Source organism: Ruegeria sp. F11 (assembly GCF_056533855.1).
Genome location: NZ_JBQFOW010000004.1, coordinates 163,398 through 181,776, shown reverse-complemented (window position 1 = coordinate 181,776; position 18,379 = coordinate 163,398). Strand labels below are relative to the sequence as shown.

At 60.9% G+C, this 18,379-nt stretch carries 19 protein-coding genes; 11 read left to right on the top strand and 8 right to left on the bottom strand.

What is annotated here, in order from left to right:
• Window positions 1-4: 4 nt before the first annotated feature.
• From ACR0NJ_RS07030 to ACR0NJ_RS07020, 3 genes are all read left to right on the top strand, one after another.
• Complete coding sequence (locus ACR0NJ_RS07030) at window positions 5-1,288, top strand: ABC transporter permease (RefSeq protein WP_480816415.1); 1,284 nt, start codon at window positions 5-7, stop codon at window positions 1,286-1,288.
• Window positions 1,289-1,372: 84 nt separating this feature from the next.
• Window positions 1,373-2,329 (top strand): substrate-binding domain-containing protein, encoded by a 957-nt coding sequence (locus ACR0NJ_RS07025; RefSeq protein WP_480534397.1) that lies wholly within the window; start codon window positions 1,373-1,375, stop codon window positions 2,327-2,329.
• A gap of 112 nt (window positions 2,330-2,441) precedes the next feature.
• The gene (locus ACR0NJ_RS07020) at window positions 2,442-3,254 is read left to right on the top strand and encodes an IclR family transcriptional regulator (protein ID WP_480816414.1); all 813 of its coding nucleotides are present in this window, start codon (window positions 2,442-2,444) and stop codon (window positions 3,252-3,254) included.
• 18 nt (window positions 3,255-3,272) lie between these two features.
• Here ACR0NJ_RS07020 and urtE read toward each other — a convergent pair whose 3' ends face one another.
• The 5 genes from urtE to urtA form a co-directional block, all read right to left on the bottom strand.
• Window positions 3,273-3,968, bottom strand: coding sequence for an urea ABC transporter ATP-binding subunit UrtE (urtE, locus tag ACR0NJ_RS07015; protein ID WP_480816413.1), 696 nt, complete (start codon window positions 3,966-3,968; stop codon window positions 3,273-3,275).
• A gap of 3 nt (window positions 3,969-3,971) precedes the next feature.
• Window positions 3,972-4,712, bottom strand: a complete 741-nt coding sequence (gene urtD / locus ACR0NJ_RS07010) for an urea ABC transporter ATP-binding protein UrtD (RefSeq protein WP_480816412.1) — start codon at window positions 4,710-4,712, stop codon at window positions 3,972-3,974.
• Window positions 4,709-5,938 (bottom strand): urea ABC transporter permease subunit UrtC, encoded by a 1,230-nt coding sequence (gene urtC / locus ACR0NJ_RS07005; protein WP_480816411.1) that lies wholly within the window; start codon window positions 5,936-5,938, stop codon window positions 4,709-4,711. Before urtC ends, urtD begins: the two co-directional genes overlap by 4 nt.
• A gap of 3 nt (window positions 5,939-5,941) precedes the next feature.
• Window positions 5,942-7,894 (bottom strand): urea ABC transporter permease subunit UrtB, encoded by a 1,953-nt coding sequence (gene urtB, locus ACR0NJ_RS07000; RefSeq protein WP_480816410.1) that lies wholly within the window; start codon window positions 7,892-7,894, stop codon window positions 5,942-5,944.
• A gap of 61 nt (window positions 7,895-7,955) precedes the next feature.
• On the bottom strand, window positions 7,956-9,236 hold the full coding sequence (gene urtA / locus ACR0NJ_RS06995; protein ID WP_480816409.1) for an urea ABC transporter substrate-binding protein: 1,281 nt from the start codon (window positions 9,234-9,236) through the stop codon (window positions 7,956-7,958).
• 559 nt (window positions 9,237-9,795) lie between these two features.
• Here urtA and ACR0NJ_RS06990 point away from each other — a divergent pair.
• Genes ACR0NJ_RS06990 through ureG form a run of 8 tightly spaced genes read left to right on the top strand, consistent with a single transcriptional unit; the run spans window position 9,796 to window position 14,744 of the window.
• Entirely contained in the window at window positions 9,796-10,455 is a 660-nt protein-coding gene (locus ACR0NJ_RS06990; RefSeq protein ID WP_480816408.1) for an urease accessory protein UreD, read from the top strand.
• A 1-nt stretch (window position 10,456) separates the two neighbouring features.
• Complete coding sequence (locus tag ACR0NJ_RS06985; protein WP_152460019.1) at window positions 10,457-10,759, top strand: urease subunit gamma; 303 nt, start codon at window positions 10,457-10,459, stop codon at window positions 10,757-10,759.
• A 15-nt stretch (window positions 10,760-10,774) separates the two neighbouring features.
• Window positions 10,775-10,936: a peptidase M23 gene (locus tag ACR0NJ_RS06980; RefSeq protein WP_152460018.1), complete on the top strand. Its 162-nt coding sequence runs from the start codon at window positions 10,775-10,777 to the stop codon at window positions 10,934-10,936.
• On the top strand, window positions 10,933-11,238 hold the full coding sequence (locus tag ACR0NJ_RS06975; protein WP_480816407.1) for an urease subunit beta: 306 nt from the start codon (window positions 10,933-10,935) through the stop codon (window positions 11,236-11,238). The genes ACR0NJ_RS06980 and ACR0NJ_RS06975 overlap by 4 nt, the downstream gene beginning before the upstream one ends.
• Window positions 11,238-12,998: an urease subunit alpha gene (gene ureC / locus ACR0NJ_RS06970; protein ID WP_480816406.1), complete on the top strand. Its 1,761-nt coding sequence runs from the start codon at window positions 11,238-11,240 to the stop codon at window positions 12,996-12,998. Before ACR0NJ_RS06975 ends, ureC begins: the two co-directional genes overlap by 1 nt.
• Before the next feature lie 18 nt (window positions 12,999-13,016).
• Window positions 13,017-13,469, top strand: coding sequence for an urease accessory protein UreE (gene ureE / locus ACR0NJ_RS06965; protein WP_480816405.1), 453 nt, complete (start codon window positions 13,017-13,019; stop codon window positions 13,467-13,469).
• Window positions 13,453-14,106: an urease accessory protein UreF gene (locus tag ACR0NJ_RS06960; protein ID WP_480816404.1), complete on the top strand. Its 654-nt coding sequence runs from the start codon at window positions 13,453-13,455 to the stop codon at window positions 14,104-14,106. The genes ureE and ACR0NJ_RS06960 overlap by 17 nt, the downstream gene beginning before the upstream one ends.
• Window positions 14,103-14,744: an urease accessory protein UreG gene (gene ureG / locus ACR0NJ_RS06955; protein WP_480816403.1), complete on the top strand. Its 642-nt coding sequence runs from the start codon at window positions 14,103-14,105 to the stop codon at window positions 14,742-14,744. Before ACR0NJ_RS06960 ends, ureG begins: the two co-directional genes overlap by 4 nt.
• A 147-nt stretch (window positions 14,745-14,891) precedes the next feature.
• Here the strand turns inward: ureG and aroE are convergent, their stop codons facing one another.
• Genes aroE through ACR0NJ_RS06940 form a run of 3 tightly spaced genes read right to left on the bottom strand, consistent with a single transcriptional unit; the run spans window position 14,892 to window position 18,361 of the window.
• Window positions 14,892-15,755 (bottom strand): shikimate dehydrogenase, encoded by an 864-nt coding sequence (gene aroE / locus ACR0NJ_RS06950; RefSeq protein WP_480816402.1) that lies wholly within the window; start codon window positions 15,753-15,755, stop codon window positions 14,892-14,894.
• A 27-nt stretch (window positions 15,756-15,782) separates the two neighbouring features.
• A complete protein-coding gene (locus ACR0NJ_RS06945) occupies window positions 15,783-16,835 on the bottom strand; it encodes an ABC transporter permease (protein ID WP_480816401.1) in 1,053 nt (350 codons plus the stop codon).
• The gene (locus tag ACR0NJ_RS06940; RefSeq protein WP_480816400.1) at window positions 16,832-18,361 is read right to left on the bottom strand and encodes a sugar ABC transporter ATP-binding protein; all 1,530 of its coding nucleotides are present in this window, start codon (window positions 18,359-18,361) and stop codon (window positions 16,832-16,834) included. Before ACR0NJ_RS06940 ends, ACR0NJ_RS06945 begins: the two co-directional genes overlap by 4 nt.
• Between the last annotated feature and the right edge of the window lie 18 nt (window positions 18,362-18,379).

Sequence of the window (18,379 nt, the reverse complement as noted above, 5' to 3'; positions counted from 1 at the left end):
AGATATGACCGTTATGGAACCCAACAGCCAGACAGTGAAACAGGAACATCCCGGCACCGCGATGTTCATGCGGCTTTTGAACAAGACCAAACTTTACTGGGGGCTGTTCGCGCTGATCCTGTTCGGGGCGCTGACTTCGCCGCTGTCGTCCAAGGGCAACAATATCTTTCTGTCGCTGGGTAATCTGACGGACATCCTGCGTCAGGTCTCGGTCACGGGCATTGTGGCGGTGGGGATGACGATGGTGATTTTCATCGCCGGGATCGATCTGTCGGTGGGGTCAGTCATGGCCTTGGGCACGGTGATCTGCGCCATGCTGCTGACGCAGGAAGGTTGGACCGCCGCCAGTTATTTTGGTGTACCCGCGACGGGTGTGGTGCTGTTCGTCTGTATCGCAGCGCTGATCTATTTCGTGCAAAGCAACCTGAACCGCAGCTCGGATAATCCGACAGCCAGTGCGCCCTCACGGTTGCTCAGCCGTCTGGTTGCGGCGGCCATCGCCATTGGCGTCATGATCTGGCTGGCCGGTCAGGTGATGCCGAAATTCGGCGTGCTGGCGGTGCTGATCGTCGTGCCCTGCATCGGCGCTGTCATGGGCACAGTGAACGGCGCGCTGATCGTCTATGGACGGTTGCAGCCCTTCATCGTGACGCTGGCCATGATGGTCGGCGCTCTGGGTCTGGCCCGCGTCGTCGCCGGGCAGGATACGGCGGTCTATCCCGTCTATACCGGCAGCAACGCGACCGAGAACTTCGAGGTTCTGCGCGAGCTGCTGTGGGGCGTCCTGCCGGTGCCGGGCCTGTTTTTCCTCGCCGTGCTGCTGCTGTTCTTCCTGATCACCCGCTTCACCACATTCGGCAGCTACCTGATGGCCATCGGTGGCAATGAAGAGGCCGCGCGTCTGGCGGGCATCAATGTGGGCCGCAACAAGATCATCACCTATGCGCTGGCCGGTGGCCTGTCCGCGCTGGCCGGTGTGCTTTATGTGGCGCAATTCCGGCAGGGTAAACCGGATGCGGGTCTGGGTCTGGAACTGGACGCCATCGCAGCCGTGGTCATCGGCGGTACCAGCCTGATGGGCGGGCGTGGCGCGATCATGGGGACATTTGTGGGCGTGCTGATCTTCGGCTTCCTCAGCAACATCCTGCAACTCAACAACATCGACAGCAACACGCAGCTGATCCTCAAGGGCATCATCATCGTGGTCGCCGTCCTGCTTCAGGAAGGGCGATTTGAAGAGATCTTTGTCATGGCAAAAGAACGCCTGGGCAGAGGGAGGAGGCTCTGACCTTAAATCTTGGCGGACCAAGGTCAGAGCGCAATCAGAACGCGGGACATCGAAATAACCCGCATCATGACCAAGGAGTAGACTATGAAAAGAAGAACATTTGGCAAGGGCCTGCTGACGGCCACCGCCATGTCGATGGCTTTGACAGCCAGCGCGGCATGGGCCGAAGACAAATATGTGATCGGCTTTTCTCAGGTAACAACGGTCGAGCCATGGCGGGTTCAGTTCAACAAGGACCTGCGCGCCGAGGCTGATCTGCACGACAATGTCGAACTGCTGATTTCCGACGCCAATGACCGTACCGATAAGCAGGTCGCGGATGTCGAGAACTTCATCCGTCAGGAGGTTGACGCCATCCTGATCTCGCCCAAGGAATCCGCCGGTCTGACCGGTGTGGTTGAGCAAGCCACCGATGCGGGCATTCCGGTCTTTGTTCTGGACCGCAACGTAGACACCGACAAGTTCGTGCAGTGGGTTGGCGGTGACAACGTTCTGATCGGCGAGGCCGCCGGTGAATACGCGCTGGAACTGCTGGGCGGCAAGGGCAACGCCAAAGGCAATATCGTCGAGATTTATGGCGGGCTTGGCGTACAGGCCACCTTTGACCGGTCGGACCCATTCCACGCCGCGTTTGAAGGCGAAGAAGGCGTGACCTTCCTGCTGGACAAGCAATCCGGCGACTGGAAGCAGGATCAGGCCTATGACATCATGTCGACCGCCCTGCGCAACTATGAAGACATCACAATGGTCTATGGCCACAACGACCCGATGGCCTATGGCGCCTATCTGGCCGCCAAAGATGCAGGCCGCGCGGATGACATCATCTTTATCGGTGTCGATGGTCTGCCGGGCGAAGGTGTGACCTGGGTTGCCAATGGTGAACTGGCCGCGACCTTCCTCTATCCCACGCCGGGGGCCGAAGGGTTGCGTCAGGCGCTGAAGCACCTCAAAGGCGAAGAGGTCGAGAAATCGGTGGTTCTGGGCACCGAGGCGATCACACCGGAAAACGCAGGTGAGATCCTCAAGAAAAACGGGCTGTAACGCCTCTCCCCGCCGGCATTCCTCCTTCTCCCGCAGAAGCGCCGGCAGAGCAGACAGGGGCTTGCGCCCCTGCTGCTTTTTCTTAAGACAACACTCAGCAAAGGTTCAGTGAATGTCCGAAACCAAGACCAAACTACAGAAATACTCGGCCCCCGCGCTTGAGAAGGGTCTGGATATTCTGGAGTTTCTGTCTTTGTCGGATGTCACCCCCAGCCTGTCGCAACTGGCCAGCGGCATCGGTCGGTCCAAGAACGAAATCTTCCGCATGATGATCGTGCTCGAAGAACGCGGCTATATCGTCCGGCAGGACGGTGATCTGTACAAACTGACCGGCAAACTCGCCCTGCTGGGCGGGGACAGAACCGACAACAGCAAGCTGGCCGAACTGGCGGGGCCCTATATGGAGCGCCTTGCGGAAGAAACCGAGCTGTCCAACCACCTCTGGGTGCCCAGCGACACAGGTGACCTGATTGTCATCAACAGCGTCTCGTCATCGCAAAACTACGGCGTGACCGTGCAGGTGGGATACAGAACCCCGGTCTTTGCGACCTCGGTGGGGGCCTGTTTTCTGTCCGAACTGGATGTTGAAGCGGACCGGATTAAACTGCTGGGCACGATCGCCCCCAAGCAGAGCCAGAGCGACCTTCAGGCCTTCTCGGACCACGCCGCGGACTGCGCGCAACAAGGCTATATCTCGCTTGGCAGCCCGGAAAGTCAGGCGATCAACGAGGTATCGGCCCCCATTCGCCATGTCCCGGGAAAGATGGTGATCGCCGCGCTGACCATCCCCCATCTGGCGAATGTCCTTATCGACAATCGGCGCGAGCTTGTGATCAACGCGCTGCGCACCACGGCCCTGCAATTGCAAGAGAGCATTGCGACACATATGCCCCTGCCCCGCACGCCGTGGTATCAGGCGATCTGAGTTTTTTGCTGTTCCGCTTCAAACCGTGACCCCCCGCAGAACCTGTTCGCGCGACAACTCGTCCCGCGTGCCTTGCATCAGGACGGCACCGCGCCGCAGGACGATGAACTTGTCGGCAAGATCATAGGCGAAATCGAAATACTGCTCGACCAGAATGATCGCCATCTCGCCTCTGGTTCTCAGATGGCGGACGACTTCTCCGATCTGCTGGATGATGTTGGGCTGGATGCCTTCGGTCGGTTCGTCCAATAGCAAAAGCTGAGGCTTGGTGATGAGCGCCCTGGCGATGGCAAGTTGCTGTTGCTGGCCACCCGACAGATCGCCCCCGCGGCGGCTTTGCATTTTCTTCAGTACCGGGAACAGATCGAATACCTCGTCCGGAACAAAATGTTCGCTTGTTGGCAGGCAGGCAAACCCGGTTTCCAGATTTTCGCGCACGGTCAGCAGCGGGAAAATCTCGCGCCCTTGCGGCACATAAGCCACGCCTTTCCACGCCATGCGATGGGCTGGCAGAGGTGGCAGGGCCTCGCCATTCAGCATCAGATCGCCGCTCGAGCGCGGATGCGTGCCAGAGATCGCCTTGATCAGGCTGGTTTTGCCCACGCCATTGGTGCCCATCACGCAGGTGACTTCGCCCCGCGCGGCCTCTAACGAGATACCGTTGAGGATTTGCGAATGCCCGTAATGCAGGGTCAAATCGGTCAGTTTCAGCATTGCCTAGCGTCCCAGATAGACGTCGATGACGTCCTGATTTGATGTCACATGATCCAGCGAGCCCTCGGCCAGAACCGAGCCCTCGTGGAGCACCGTGACCCGGCAATTCAGGCGGCGGACGAATTCCATATCATGTTCCACCACCACCACGGCGCGGGTCTTAGCGGCCTGTACCAGCAGGTCGGTCGTGTGTTCGCGCTCTTGCGGGGTCATGCCGGCGGCGGGTTCGTCGACAAGCAGCAGACGCGGTTCCTGTGCCAGCAGCATTCCGATCTCAAGCCATTGCTTTTGCCCGTGGCTGAGTTCGCCGGATTTGCGGGTCAACTCGTCTTTCAGACCGATCTCGGCGGCCAGTTCCTCGACCTTTTCCAGATCATCTGCCGAGGGGCGATAGAACAGCACGCCCATCCAGCCGCGCTTGTTCTTCAACGCCATCAGCAGGTTTTCCTGCACGGTCTGATCCTCGAACACAGTCGGTTTCTGGAACTTCCGCCCAATACCGGCCTGCGCGATCTTGGCCTCGCTCATGCGTAGCAGAGAGACAGATTTCTCACCCCAGATCACGCGGCCTTCGTCGGGGCGAGTCTTGCCGGTGACGATATCCATGAAGGTCGTTTTACCTGCCCCGTTTGGCCCGATCACGGCCCGCAGCTCGGCGTTACCGATCTGGAACGACAGGTTGTTGATGGCGCGGAACCCGTCAAACGTGACCGAGACGCCGCTGACTTCTAGCAGAGTGCTCATTCCGTGGCCTCCTTTTCGCGCAACGCGCCGTCATCAGGCCCAAGAGCCGCACCGTGGCGCTGCGGCGCGCGGCGGTTGGTCCAGAGGTCGAACAGCCCTCCGATCCCCTGCGGAGCAAACAGTGTGACCAGCACGAAGGAGACGCCCAGCAGCACCTGCCACCAGTCGACCCATTTGATCGTGTAGAACCCAAGTGGGATGTCTGGCGCCTGCCCGCCGGTGAACCATGTGCTGAGCAGGCTGACGAATGCCGCGCCGATGACCGCCCCGTACAGTCGACCGCGCCCGCCGATGGCGACCCAGACGGCCAGATAGATCGAGGCGATGGGGGCCATCTCCTCGGGGTTGATAATGCCCGCCTGCGGATAATACAGCGCGCCCGCGATGGCGGCGATACAGGCGGTCAGGGTGAAGACGGCCAGCTTGTAGACCTCGACCGAGTAACCGAGGAACCGCACCCGTGCCTCGTTGTCTCGGATGCCGCGGATGACCGAACCGAACTTGCCCGACACCACCCAAGCGGCCAGCATGTACCCCAGCCCCAGGGCCAGGGCAGAGGCCCAGAGGAACCAGACCGACACCACGTCTTGTGAGGCAGTGACTCCGGGCAGGTTCTGCAGGCCCGACAGGCCGTTGTTGCCGCGCAATCCGCTGTCGTTCTGGAACAGGTACAACGCCAGCGCCAGCGTCATGGCTTGGGTCAGGATCGACAGGTAAACACCCGTGACCCGGCTGCGGAAGGCCAGCCATCCGAAGATCAGCGCCAGAAGGCCCGGCACCAGTACGACCAGTGCCAGTTGCAGGAACAGGCTGTCCGAGAAGGCCCAGATCAGCGGGAAGTCCGACGATCCGACGACGCCGAAGATTTGTGTGCCGATGGCATCCACGACCTCGGACGGGGTTGGCGGGATATCGGCTTGGGACAATGACTCGACGACGATCAGGCGGATGCGTTCATACATCAGCCACATGCCGATCATGTAGCCGCCCAGCCCGAAGAATGCGAAATGACCCAGCGACAGGATGCCCGTAAAGCCCCAGACCAGATCCATCGCCACGGCAATCAGGCACAGGCACAGGGTCTTGCCCAGCGTTTTGACGAAACTGGTCGAGATCACGCCGATCCCGAACCCTTCGGACAGGACGGTGACACCCAAAGTGAACAGAGACAGGATGGCTAGAAAGACCAAAACGGATGGGTTCTTGGCGACAAAGCTTCGTTCCATGGCTCAATCCCCCGCCGCGCGGCCGCGCAGGGCGATGATCCCCCTTGGCCGGAACTGGATGAAAATGATGATGAAAATGATCATGTAGGTTTGCGCGGCCAGAGTGTTCGACGGGTTCATCCACTCGATCCCTTTTTGCAGGAAACCGATCATGCCTGCGCCCGCCAGCGCGCCCCAGATGTTGCCGACACCGCCAACAACCACGGTCATGAAGCTTTGCACGATGTAATCGCTGCCCAGATCTGACGTGACCTTGGCGAACAGACCAATCGCAACGCCCGCAATCCCGGCGATGCCGGAACCAAGGCCGAAGGTCAGCATGTTCACCCGCCCCGGATTGATGCCCATTGACCCCGCCATGCGCGGGTTTAGCGTCACCGCGCGCATCTCAAGCCCCAACCGGGTGCGCTTCATGATGTATAGAAACAGCCCCAGAAAAATCATCGCCAGAACGAAGATCGCGATGCGGATGTAGCTGATCGAGACCACATCGTTCAGCACCCATGCTCCGTCCAGCCAGCCGGGCGCGGTCAGCGGCCGGGCCTGCGTGCCGAAGATGTTCTTGGCCAGTTGCTGCAGGGCGATTGAGATACCGAAGGTCGCCAGCAGCGTCTCTAACGGGCGAGAATACAGCCAGCGGATCACCAGCCGCTCCATCGCGACGCCCATGGCGAAGGTGACGGCGAAGGCCATCGGGATCGCGACGATGATCGACAGCGTGTGGTCGGGGATGAACTGCTGCACCACGTAGCCAGTATAGGCGCCCATCATGATGAACTCTCCATGGGCCATGTTGATCACGCCCATAACGCCAAAGGTGATGGCCAGACCGATAGCGGCGAGGAAATAGATCGAGGCCAGAGAAATCGCGTCCAACGTCAGGTCGAGGGTCTGGTTCAGGCCGACCTTCAACTCGATCTGTTCCAACGCCTTTTCGGCGGCCGCGGTCACAGCGGGCGAAGGCTCTGCGTAGGTATCAAAGAAAACATGCGCGGCAAGTGCTGCATCGATATCGGCCTGCGTGATCAAGGCCGGAACGGCCCCGGCCTCGGCCAACGCCTCATACGCCTGCGCGCGGGCGGCGTCCGAATTCAGTTGCGCAACCGGAACGCCACCTACGCGGCCTCCGTCGATATTGGCGGCCAGCGCGGCGCGAATGTCGGCTGCCGAAACACGCGGCGCGGCCAGATCGTTGGCAACCAGCAGGTCATAAGCCGCATCCCGCGACAGGTCATCCGAGCCGGGCTGCAGCACAGTGGCGATATTCGCCTCTGAAGGCAGGTCTATCGCGGCTTGGCGTTTGGTCACGACCAGCGGGTTCAACGCTGCGCGGACATCGACGCCCAGATCGTCGGACATCTCTTCAATCGCAGCCACTCGGGCCGCGGTGTCCGCGTCATAACCAATCGTCAGCAACCGCTCCAAGCGCTGTTTCTGCGCCTTTAAGTCCGCGTCGGGTTCGTCGTCAATCGACGCGCGCAGCGGTTCCAGCAAGGCCCCCTCGGGATCACGTTGGATAGATGTCAAAGCGGCCAGTCGTTTGCCGCGATCCGGGTCGGTCAGTTGGAATTGCACCAGCGCCGTGCCGATCATCGCGCGGATGCCGCTGTTGGGTTTCAACTGTTTCAGGTCGGATTTCTCAAAGGTCCCGACCACCGCGCCGGTGTCGAAATCGGTCAGCTCATACGACCGCCCTTCGCCCTTCTTGCCAGCAAAGAACAGACCATCCGACTTGCGCATCCACACGTTCTTGGCGGCCCATGTCTCAAGCATCACCTGCGCCTGCGGCAACCCGCTGCTGGCAATCGCATCAATCGCAGGCCCGATGGTCTTGCGAGAGCTTTTGGCGATGATCTCCTGATGCTCTTGCAGGATCGGTTGCAGGCCGGCCTCTTGCGCGTTGGCAGTCAGGCAGGCGCACAGGATTGCGAGGCCCGCAAGGAAAAGTCGTAACATTTGGTGAAACCCGAGATGTCTTGAGGGCAAGGCGGGCGTGATCGCCCACCTTGCGTGTCGTTTAATAGTTCGACAGGGTCTGAACGCAGGTCTTGGTCTCGGTGTTGTACATACCGCAACCCAGTTCTTTCCAATCCGAGATCAGAACCGCCGATTCCGGCAGGAAGTCGGTCCAAGCGTCGCCCGGCACAACGTCGGTTTCGCTGATGATGTCGAACTGGCCGTCTTCCTGAATCTCACCGATAAGCACCGGCTTGGCCAAATGGTGGTTCGGCAGCATGACCGCGGTGCCGCCGGTCAGGTTCGGGAATTCCTGCCCGTACATCGCGGCGCGCACATCGTCGACCTCGGTCGAACCGGCAGCGGTCGCGGCGTTCACCCACATGTTGAAGCCGATGTAGTGCGCCTCCATCGGGTCGTTGGTCACGCGCTCATCGCCCATGGTGGCTTTCCATGTTTCAACGAATTCGGCGTTCGCATCGGTATCGGCCGACTGGAAATAGTTCCATGCCGCCAGATGGCCTACGAGGTTGGTGGTATCCAGACCCGACAATTCTTCCTCACCCACCGAGAAGGCAACGACCGGAATATCGTCTGCCGAGACGCCCGCCGCAGCGAGTTCCTTGTAGAAACCAATGTTAGCGTCGCCATTGATGGTCGAGATCACACCGACCTTCTTGCCATCCGCACCCAGCGCAACAACGTCTGCCACGATCTTGGACCAGTCGGAATGGCCAAACGGAGTGTAGTTGACAAAGATATCCGAGTCCGCGATGCCCTTCTGCTTCAGATAGCTTTCCAGAATGTTGTTTGTGGTGCGGGGATAGACATAGTCGGTGCCCAGCAGCGCGAATTTCTCAACGCCCAGCTCGTCGAGGAAATAGTCAGTCGCAGGGATCGCCTGCTGGTTCGGCGCGGCACCTGTGTAGAAGACGTTTTTCGACGATTCTTCACCCTCATACTGAACCGGATAGAACAGCAGACCGTTCAGTTCCTCGATCACCGGAAGAACCGACTTGCGGCTGACGGATGTCCAGTTGCCAAAGATCACATCCACCTCATGCACGGTCAGCAGCTCACGCGCTTTTTCGGCAAACAGCGGCCAGTCGGATGCAGGGTCGACCACAACCGCCTCAAGCTGCTTACCCAGCAGGCCGCCCTTGGCGTTTTGCTGGTCGATCAGCATCAGCATGGTGTCTTTCAACGTGGTTTCCGAGATCGCCATAGTCCCCGACAGCGAATGCAATACACCGACCTTAATCGTGTCTTCAGCCGACAGCGCGGTCGTGGCCATGGCAGCAAAGAAAACCGATCCGGCGAGCGTGGATTTGAGAGATTTCATGTAATCCTCCTGGGCGGGGCCGGGAGAGAGGGCTTGCGCAGATGCGCGTTTCTCTTCTACCTGATCCCCGCAACTGTTGTTGCGTTTCGTGTGGCGGTTGTGTCCGAGGTCCAATTCGCGCAGCCGTCACACACCCTTCGGGGTTGTCCCCGTAATGGGCATCCATACGGTTTCTGCATCGCAGCGAATTAAGCAAATCCGGGGGCGCAGGAATTCGCCAGACCCACCCGCACTGCCCAATTTTTAACCTACATGCTGGATGCGTGATTAAAAAATGAACTAACGGGACCGCGCATTGTTCAAAACCGGCAATGCGCCATAGAGATTCGACATCGCAGCGGTGAAAAAAGCGCCAGATGTTGAACACCCGAAAGTTGCTGCGATCACACACCTGTCCTCGATAACGCCCGCAAAAGCGGCCTTACCGCCACGTGCCGAGGGGAGAATCGCGCTTAGCTCCAAGCCTCTGGGGAAACGCAGTGTTATTGACGGGTTCCGGCAGTCCGGATCGTTCAAATGCCTGTTTCCGCGCGGCGCCGGTACCCCTCTGGATGCTGTATTGCTGAATACGGCAGGGGGCGTGACAGGGGGCGACCGGTTTCTGTTCTCGGGCAAGGTGGCCTCGGGCACGACGATGACGCTGACCACGCAGGCCTGCGAGCGGGCCTACAAGGCGCAACCGGGACAGATTGGCACGGTCAGGAATGCCTTGACGGTTGCCCCGCAGGCGCGCGTGAACTGGCTGCCGCAGGAAACGATTCTGTTTAACGGTAGCGCCCTTGACCGGCGTTTGACGATCGACCTAGCACCAGAAGCCTCGGCGCTGATGGTTGAGCCGCTGGTTTTTGGACGCCCTGCGATGGGCGAGGTCCTGACCGATATTCAGCTTCGGGACCGGATCGAATTGCGCCGCGCAGGGATGCCCGTATTCCTTGATGCCGTGAACACTTCGGGCGATCTGAACGCCCAACTCGCCAAACCTGCAATCGCCAACGGCGCGGGTGCGATGGCCCTGGTCGTATTTGCTTCGGACACCGCCGGGGGCCAGCTGACGCCGGTCCGTGACCTGCTGCCGGATGCCGGAGGGGCCAGCCTGCTGCACGATGATCTTCTGGTGATCCGGCTGCTTGCCGAAAACAGCTTTGCCCTGCGCCGCGCACTTATGCCGATATTGCAGCGGCTAAACAGCAATACCCTCCCCCGATGCTGGATGCTCTGACATGAACCTGACGCCCCGAGAAAAAGATAAACTTCTGGTCGCCATGGCCGCCGAGGTCGCCCGCAAGCGGCTGGCCCGTGGCGTCAAGCTGAACCACCCCGAGGCGATTGCCCTGATCACTGACGCCGTGGTCGAAGGTGCTCGCGACGGGCGGTCGGTTGCCGACATGATGCAGGCCGGGGCCGAGGTGATCACCCGCGCACAATGCATGGAAGGCGTGCCTGAGATGATCCACGAAGTTCAGGTCGAGGCCACTTTCCCCGACGGCACCAAGCTGGTGACCGTTCACAACCCCATTCGCTGACAAAGGAACACTGATATGACCCGTATGCTCTTCCCTGCCCTGATCCTGGCCGGCCCCGCCGCCGCCCATAACGGCACGCATATCCACGCACATGGCACGGACTATGCCGCTCTGGCCGTGGGTCTGGCGGTAGTCGCGCTGGCCGCCGTTGCCCTGATGGTGAAGCTGAACAAATGATCCCCGGCGAGCTTTTTCCTGCCGCGGGCGAAATCACGCTCAACCCGGGCGCTGAGCCGGTGACGCTGATGGTGGCCAATACCGGCGACCGCCCGGTTCAGGTCGGCTCGCATTACCATTTCGCCGAAACCAACCCGGCGCTGGATTTCGACCGTGTGGCCGCACACGGCCTGCGGCTGGACATCGCCCCCGGTACTGCTGTGCGGTTCGAACCGGGACAGGAACGCGAGGTTTCGCTGATCCCGATCAGCGGTGCGCGCAAGGTCTATGGGTTCAATCAAAAGGTCATGGGGCCGCTCTGATGCCAGCACAAATCAAACGCTCTGATTACGCCGCCATGTTCGGCCCCACGACCGGCGATAAGCTGCGGCTGGCCGATACCGATCTGGTGATCGAGGTGGAACGCGACCTGACAGCCGAACGCGCTGGGGCCGCAGCGACAGGCGGGACCGGAGACAATGCGCTGCTTTACGGTGAAGAGGTCAAATTCGGCGGCGGCAAGGTGATCCGCGACGGGATGGGGCAATCTCAGGTCACGCGCGCCGAGGGGGCCGTGGATACGGTCATCACCAATGCGCTGATCGTGGATCACTCGGGCATCTACAAGGCCGATGTGGGCCTGAAGGACGGGCGCATCGCCAAAATCGGAAAGGCCGGAAACCCCGATACGCAACCCGGCGTCGACATCATCATCGGCCCCGGCACCGAGGCCATCGCGGGCGAAGGGCGCATCCTGACCGCAGGCGGCTTTGACAGCCATATCCATTTCATCTGCCCGCAACAGATCGAGGACGCGCTGCATTCCGGCCTGACCACAATGCTGGGCGGCGGCACCGGCCCCGCCCATGGCACGCTGGCCACAACCTGCACTCCGGGCCCCTGGCATATTGGGCGGATGCTGCAGGCGGCGGATGCCTTCCCGATGAATCTTGCCTTTGCGGGCAAGGGCAACGCCTCGCTGCCCGCTGCACTTGAGGAACAGATCAAGGCCGGAGCTTGCGCGTTGAAACTGCACGAAGACTGGGGCACCACGCCTGCGGCCATCGACTGCTGCCTCTCGGTAGCCGACGCGATGGACGTGCAGGTGATGATCCACACCGACACGTTGAACGAATCCGGTTTCGTCGAAAACACCGTGGCGGCCATGAAAGGCCGGACGATCCATGCCTTCCACACCGAGGGCGCAGGCGGCGGCCACGCCCCGGATATCATCAAGATCTGTGGTGAGAACCACGTTCTGCCGTCCTCGACCAACCCCACGCGCCCCTTCACCGTGAATACGGTTGAAGAGCATCTGGACATGCTGATGGTCTGCCATCACCTCGACAAATCCATCCCCGAGGACGTGGCCTTTGCCGAAAGCCGCATCCGGCGCGAGACCATCGCAGCCGAGGACATCCTGCACGACATGGGCGCGTTCAGCATCATCGCCTCGGACAGTCAGGCCATGGGCCGGGTTGGAGAAGTTCTGATCCGCACATGGCAAACCGCTGACAAGATGAAGAAACAACGCGGTCGCCTGCCCGAGGAAACCGGCGACAACGACAACCTGCGCGTCCGCCGCTATATCGCCAAATACACCATCAACCCGGCGATTGCGCATGGCCTGAACCATGAGATTGGCAGCATCGAAGAAGGCAAACGCGCCGATCTGGTCCTGTGGAACCCGGCGTTCTTTGGCGTAAAGCCCGAGATGGTCCTGCTTGGCGGAACGATCGCCTGCGCGCAGATGGGCGATCCGAATGCCTCGATCCCGACACCGCAGCCGGTCTATAGCCGGCCGATGTTCGGGGCCTATGGGCGGTCGGTGGAACACTCGGCGATCACCTTTGTCTCGGCCGCCGCACAGGCCGATGGGATCGGCGATACGCTCGGGCTGGCGAAACAGACCGTCGCCGTGCGCAATACCCGCGACATCGGCAAACAGGATTTGCTGCTGAACGATGCAATGCCGCAAATCGACGTCGACCCCGAAACCTATGAGGTCCGCGCCGACGGCGAATTGCTCACCTGCCAACCCGCCGACGTGCTGCCCATGGCGCAGCGCTATTTCATGTTCTGAGACAGGAAGAAGGCCAAGATGACCACCGCGATCAAGACCGCCCGTATCTATCACGATCACCCCCACACCCCGGCCTATGCACAGGTGTCGCTGGACTATGACGGGCGCTTCCTGCGCCGCAAGATGCTGGCAACCGATGACGGTGAGGCCTTTCTGGTTGATCTGGCCCAGACCAAATCGCTGGATCATGGCGGGGTTCTGGTGCTTGAAGACGGGCGCGAAATCGAGATCATCGCCGCCCCCGAAGACCTTCTGGAAATCACCGGCGGCCACCTTTTGCACCTAGCATGGCATATCGGCAACCGGCACACGCCCTGCCAGATCGAAGCGGGCAGGCTGCTAATCCAGCGCGATCACGTCATCCGCGACATGCTGACGAAGCTGGGGGCCAACATCCGCGAGGTCGTCGAACCCTTTACCCCCGAAGGCGGCGCATATGGTCATGGCAGGACCCATGGACACACCCATTAACGCCGACATCCTGACGCTAACGCAGTGGTTGTCCCCGGCCTATCCGGTGGGCGGTTTCGCCTATTCCCACGGGCTGGAGGCCGCCATCGAACAGGGCCGGGTCGTCAGCGTTGACCAGACAGGCGACTGGGTCGCGACCGTGCTGCAACATGGCTCGGGCTGGAATGACGCGCTGTTTCTTGTGGCCGCCTATGATGCCGATGACAGGGCTGCTTTGACTCAGATCGATGCCACCGCCCGCGCCTTTTGCGCCGGGTCCGAACGGCTGATGGAAACCGAGCTTCTGGGTCAGGCCTTCGGGTCCGTGACCGGAGATATCTGGGGTCTGGACCTGCAACGCCTGACCTACCCGGTCGCGGTGGGCCGCGCCGCGCGGATGCAGAACCTGCCCCGCCTGCTGGTGACACAGATGTTCCTGCAGGCCTTCACCAGCAATCTGGTCGCCTGCGCCACCCGCCTTGTGCCTCTGGGTCAGACCGAGGCGCAACGGTTGATCCGCGACCTGACGCCGCTTTGCGCCCATATCGCCGAAACAGCGCAGCAGACGGGTCTGGACGAGTTGAGCTCGACCGCCTTCCTGCCCGATATCGCTGCAATGCAGCATGAAACACAATATTCAAGGATCTTTCGAACATGAGCAATATGAACGGCCCCCTGCGCGTGGGCATCGGCGGCCCGGTCGGAGCAGGCAAGACCACCCTCACCGCCGCCCTCTCGGAAGCGCTGCGCGACGTCTGTTCCGTGGGTGTCATCACCAACGACATCTACACACAAGAGGACGCCGAGGCGCTGATGCGGATGCAGATCCTGCCGCAGGACCGGATCATCGGCGTCGAAACCGGCGGCTGCCCGCACACGGCGATCCGCGAGGATGCCTCGATCAATCTGGCCGCCGTGGCAGAGATGCAGGCCCGCCACCCCGATCTGGATGTGGTGCTGATCGAAAGCGGCGGCGACAACCTGTCGGCCACGTTCAGCCCCGAGCTGGCTGACCTGACGATATATGTCATCGACGTCGCCGCAGGCGAGGAAATCCCACGCAAGGGCGGCCCGGCGATCACGAAATCGGACATCCTGATCATCAACAAAACCGACCTCGCCCCCCATGTCGGTGCATCGCTCGACGTGATGGAGCGCGACGCCACACGGATGCGAAAGGGCCGCCCGTTCGTGTTTTCGGCCCTACGCCACCGAAAAGGCGTTGATGCGATTGTCAGCTTGTTGGCGCAGCATGGAGGGCTGAAAATTGCGGAAGGTTCAGTTGCAAGTTTTTGAGAATTGACGCTCTGCGCCTGAACGTTTGAAGCCAACGGCCAAAAGACCCACAGCTCCACCTGTACCGATGTCCAAACCAGAGATTGGCGGCTTTACGGCGATCATACTGAAGCGAGGCAACACTGCCTGACGTTGGCTTTCGGAAATCTAATCCAGAAAGTCCCGTTCCAGTGCCCGGCGCATAGCGTGTTTGTCCGGGTTCTGCCCGGTCCAAAGCTCGACCCCGATCCGTCCCTGTTCGATCAGCATGTCAAGCCCGTCGATAATCTGGCAGCCGACGCCTTGCGCCTGCTGCAGCAACGGCGTCAGCGGCGGGTTGGGGATGACATCAATCACAAGAGTAGACGGCGTCAACGTACCGGTATCCAGCGGCACCATCGCGTCTGCATCCGGGTACATACCGATGGAGGTCGCATTGATGAATATGTCAGTGCCCTCGGGCAACCGAACCTGCCCGTCCAGCGACATGAAGCGCGCGATCAGCCCGCCCGCCTGCTGCTGAACCGCATCCGACAGCAGGGTCGCGGCCAGATCTTCGCCTCGGCTTTTATCCCGGTTGACCACGGTGATCTCGCTGACACCTGCCAAGGCCAGTTCAACCGCAATCGCGCGGGCAGCACCACCTGCGCCCAGAAGAACAACACGCTGGCCCTGGGGCGAAGTCACATCTTGCAACGCCCGGACCAGACCCCGCCCGTCGGTGTTTTCTCCGATCATTCGGGTGCCGCGCCGCACAACGCAGTTTACCGCGCCGATCAGGGCCGCTGACGGGGCGATTTCGTCCAGGTGCTGCATGACGGCGATCTTGTGCGGCATCGTGCAGTTGAACCCGGCAAATCCTAGCGCGCGCAAGCCTAGAACAGCGTCCTCCAGGCCTTCGGGCGTGACCTCTAGCGTCAGGTAGCGCCAGCGCAGGTTGTGATGGTCAAAGGCGGCTTGCACCATCGGCTCGCTGGGGTTGTCCCAGACCGGCTGGCCGATAACGCCCACGAGGTCGGTCTTGTATTTCATGTCAGCCTCCGATCCGGGCAGAGCAGATCACGCGCTGCGGCTGCGCGATTTGATGTAGGTGTCGAAGGCCACAGCTGCGACGATGATGATGCCGATCACGATCTGCTGCCAGAACGGCTTGACGTTCAGCATGACCAGACCGTTTAGCAGAACCCCGATCAACAGCGCGCCAGCCGCGGTGCCCAGAACCGAGCCGATGCCGCCGAACAGGCTGGTACCACCGATGACAACGGATGCGATTACACGCAGCTCGAACCCGACCCCGGCCACCGCCTCGGCCGAGTTCAACCGCGCCGACAGGACAAAACCCGCCAGGCCAGCGCAGAAACCGGTGATCGTATAGACGCTGGCGACGACAAAGCCGACATTGATCCCCGACAGGCGCGCTGCTTCAGGATTGGCGCCAACGGCATAGACGCTGCGGCCATAGCGGGTGTAGTTCAGCACATACCACGCCAGCGCAGTGCCGGTGACGAACAGGAAGACTGGTACTGGAATGCCCGCAATGTCGCCCCTGCCCCACCAGCGGTAGCCCGCGTCAAAGCCGCTGATCGGGCCGCCATCACCAACCAGCAAGGTGATGCCGCGGAACAGCGACATCCCGCCCAGCGTCACCACAAAGGGCGGCACCTTGAACACGGTTGTGGTCACGCCCTGCAAAGCCCCGGCAAGCGTCCCGACGGTGATCGAGGCCACAAGCGCCCAGAACCACCAGACGGTTTCCTTGTCTCCGCCGCCCAGCGAGAAGGACTCGGTCTGCCCTCCGGTCACAATCGCCGCCCCGACAATACCCGCCGCCGCCAGGGTCGAGCCGACAGACAGGTCGATCCCGGCAGTCAGGATCACGAAGGTCATGCCTATGGCCAAAAGGCCAAAGATCGACACTTCGGTCAGGATGTTGAAGATGTTGCGGGTCGACAGGAACCGTTCGTTATACGAGGTGAAGACCACCACCAGCAGCACCAGAAAGATCAACGGGGCCAGCTTGGCCAGCATCCCGGCCCAGTCAAAGCTCTGGCCTGTGGGGCTGTCCTTGCCTTGGGGTCTTGCACGGGCCGGACTTTTTCCATCGCTGCTCATATCTGTTCCTCTGCAAGGCCGGGTGCGGGGCTTGCCTGTGTCTGGGCGGGTGTCATGCTTTGCATCAGAGATTCCTCGGATGCGATTTTTCGGGTGAATTCGCCGGTGATCCGGCCCTCGGACATGGTCAGGATGCGGTCCGAGACGGTCAGGATTTCGGGCAGTTCAGATGAGATCACGATGACCGCCGCGCCCTGATCGGCAAGGCTGAACAGGATGTCATGGACCTGCGCCTTAGAGCGGACATCGATCCCGCGCGTCGGCTCATCCACGATCAGGATTTTCGGCGCTTTCGCCAGCCAGCGCGCAATCAGCGCTTTTTGCTGATTGCCACCCGACAGCTTACCAATGGCCTGTCGCGCGCCGGCCACCTTGATATCCAGCTTGTCGCGGCTGTCCTCGAACAGGCGGGCTTCGGCCCCCAGGTCCAATATGCCCAGACGGCCCGACAATTGTTCGAGCGAGGCCATCGAGATGTTCTGGTTGACCGGCAAATCCAGAAAGCAGCCCTGCTTCTTGCGATCTTCCGTCACCAAACCGATGCCCGCCTTGATCGCCTGCCGGGGCGAGGTGATTTGCGCGGGTCTGCCTTCGATCAAAATCTCTCCGGTCAGCCTGTCATCAGCTCCGAAAATCATGCGCACCGTTTCCGTCCGCCCGGCCCCGACCAGACCGGCAATGCCCAGAACCTCTCCGAATTGGGCCTTGAAAGACACGTTATGGACGGTTGTGGCGTTGGGATCGCGCAGGTTGGGCACGCTGCAAAAATCGCGAATTTCCAGCGCGGTTTTACCGGTTTGGGCGGTGTCCCGCCGGGCGAAGATATGGGAAAACTCGCGCCCGACCATCGCATGTATCAGGCCATCTTCGTCGGTATCCGCAACTGCGCCCGACCCCACCATGCAGCCATCACGCAGCACCGAGTAGCGGTCGCAGACGCGGAACACCTCTTGCAGGCGATGGGTGACATAGACAACGCTGAGGCCTTGCCGTTTCAGCTCCCGCACGATCTCGAGCAGCCGGTCCACCTCGGACCCGCTGAGTGCGGCGGTGGGTTCGTCCATGATGATCAGCTTGGAATCAATCGACAGTGCCCGGGCGATTTCGACCATTTGCTGTTCGGCAACGCTCAGGCTGCTGACCAGCCGTGTGGGTGAGATGTCCAGGCCAATCCGATCAAGCGCGACACGGGCTTCGCGATGCATCTGCTTGTGGCGGATTCCCAGCATGCCGCGTGGTTCGCGGCCCAGAAAGATGTTCTCGGCCACCGAAAGCGGCGGGATCAGGCTAAATTCCTGATAAATCGTGACAACACCTGCCTCCCGCGCTTCAAGCGGCGTAGAGGCGTTCAGCGGCCTGCCGTTCAGGGACATTGTGCCCTGATCTGCAAGCTGCGCACCGCTGAGGATTTTCAGAAGCGTTGATTTTCCCGCCCCGTTTTCACCAAGCAGGGCGTGGACTTCCGCGGGGCCGACCTCAAAATCGACCTTGTCCAGAGCAACCACGCCGGGGAAGGTCTTGGTCAACCCTTGGACCATCAGAAG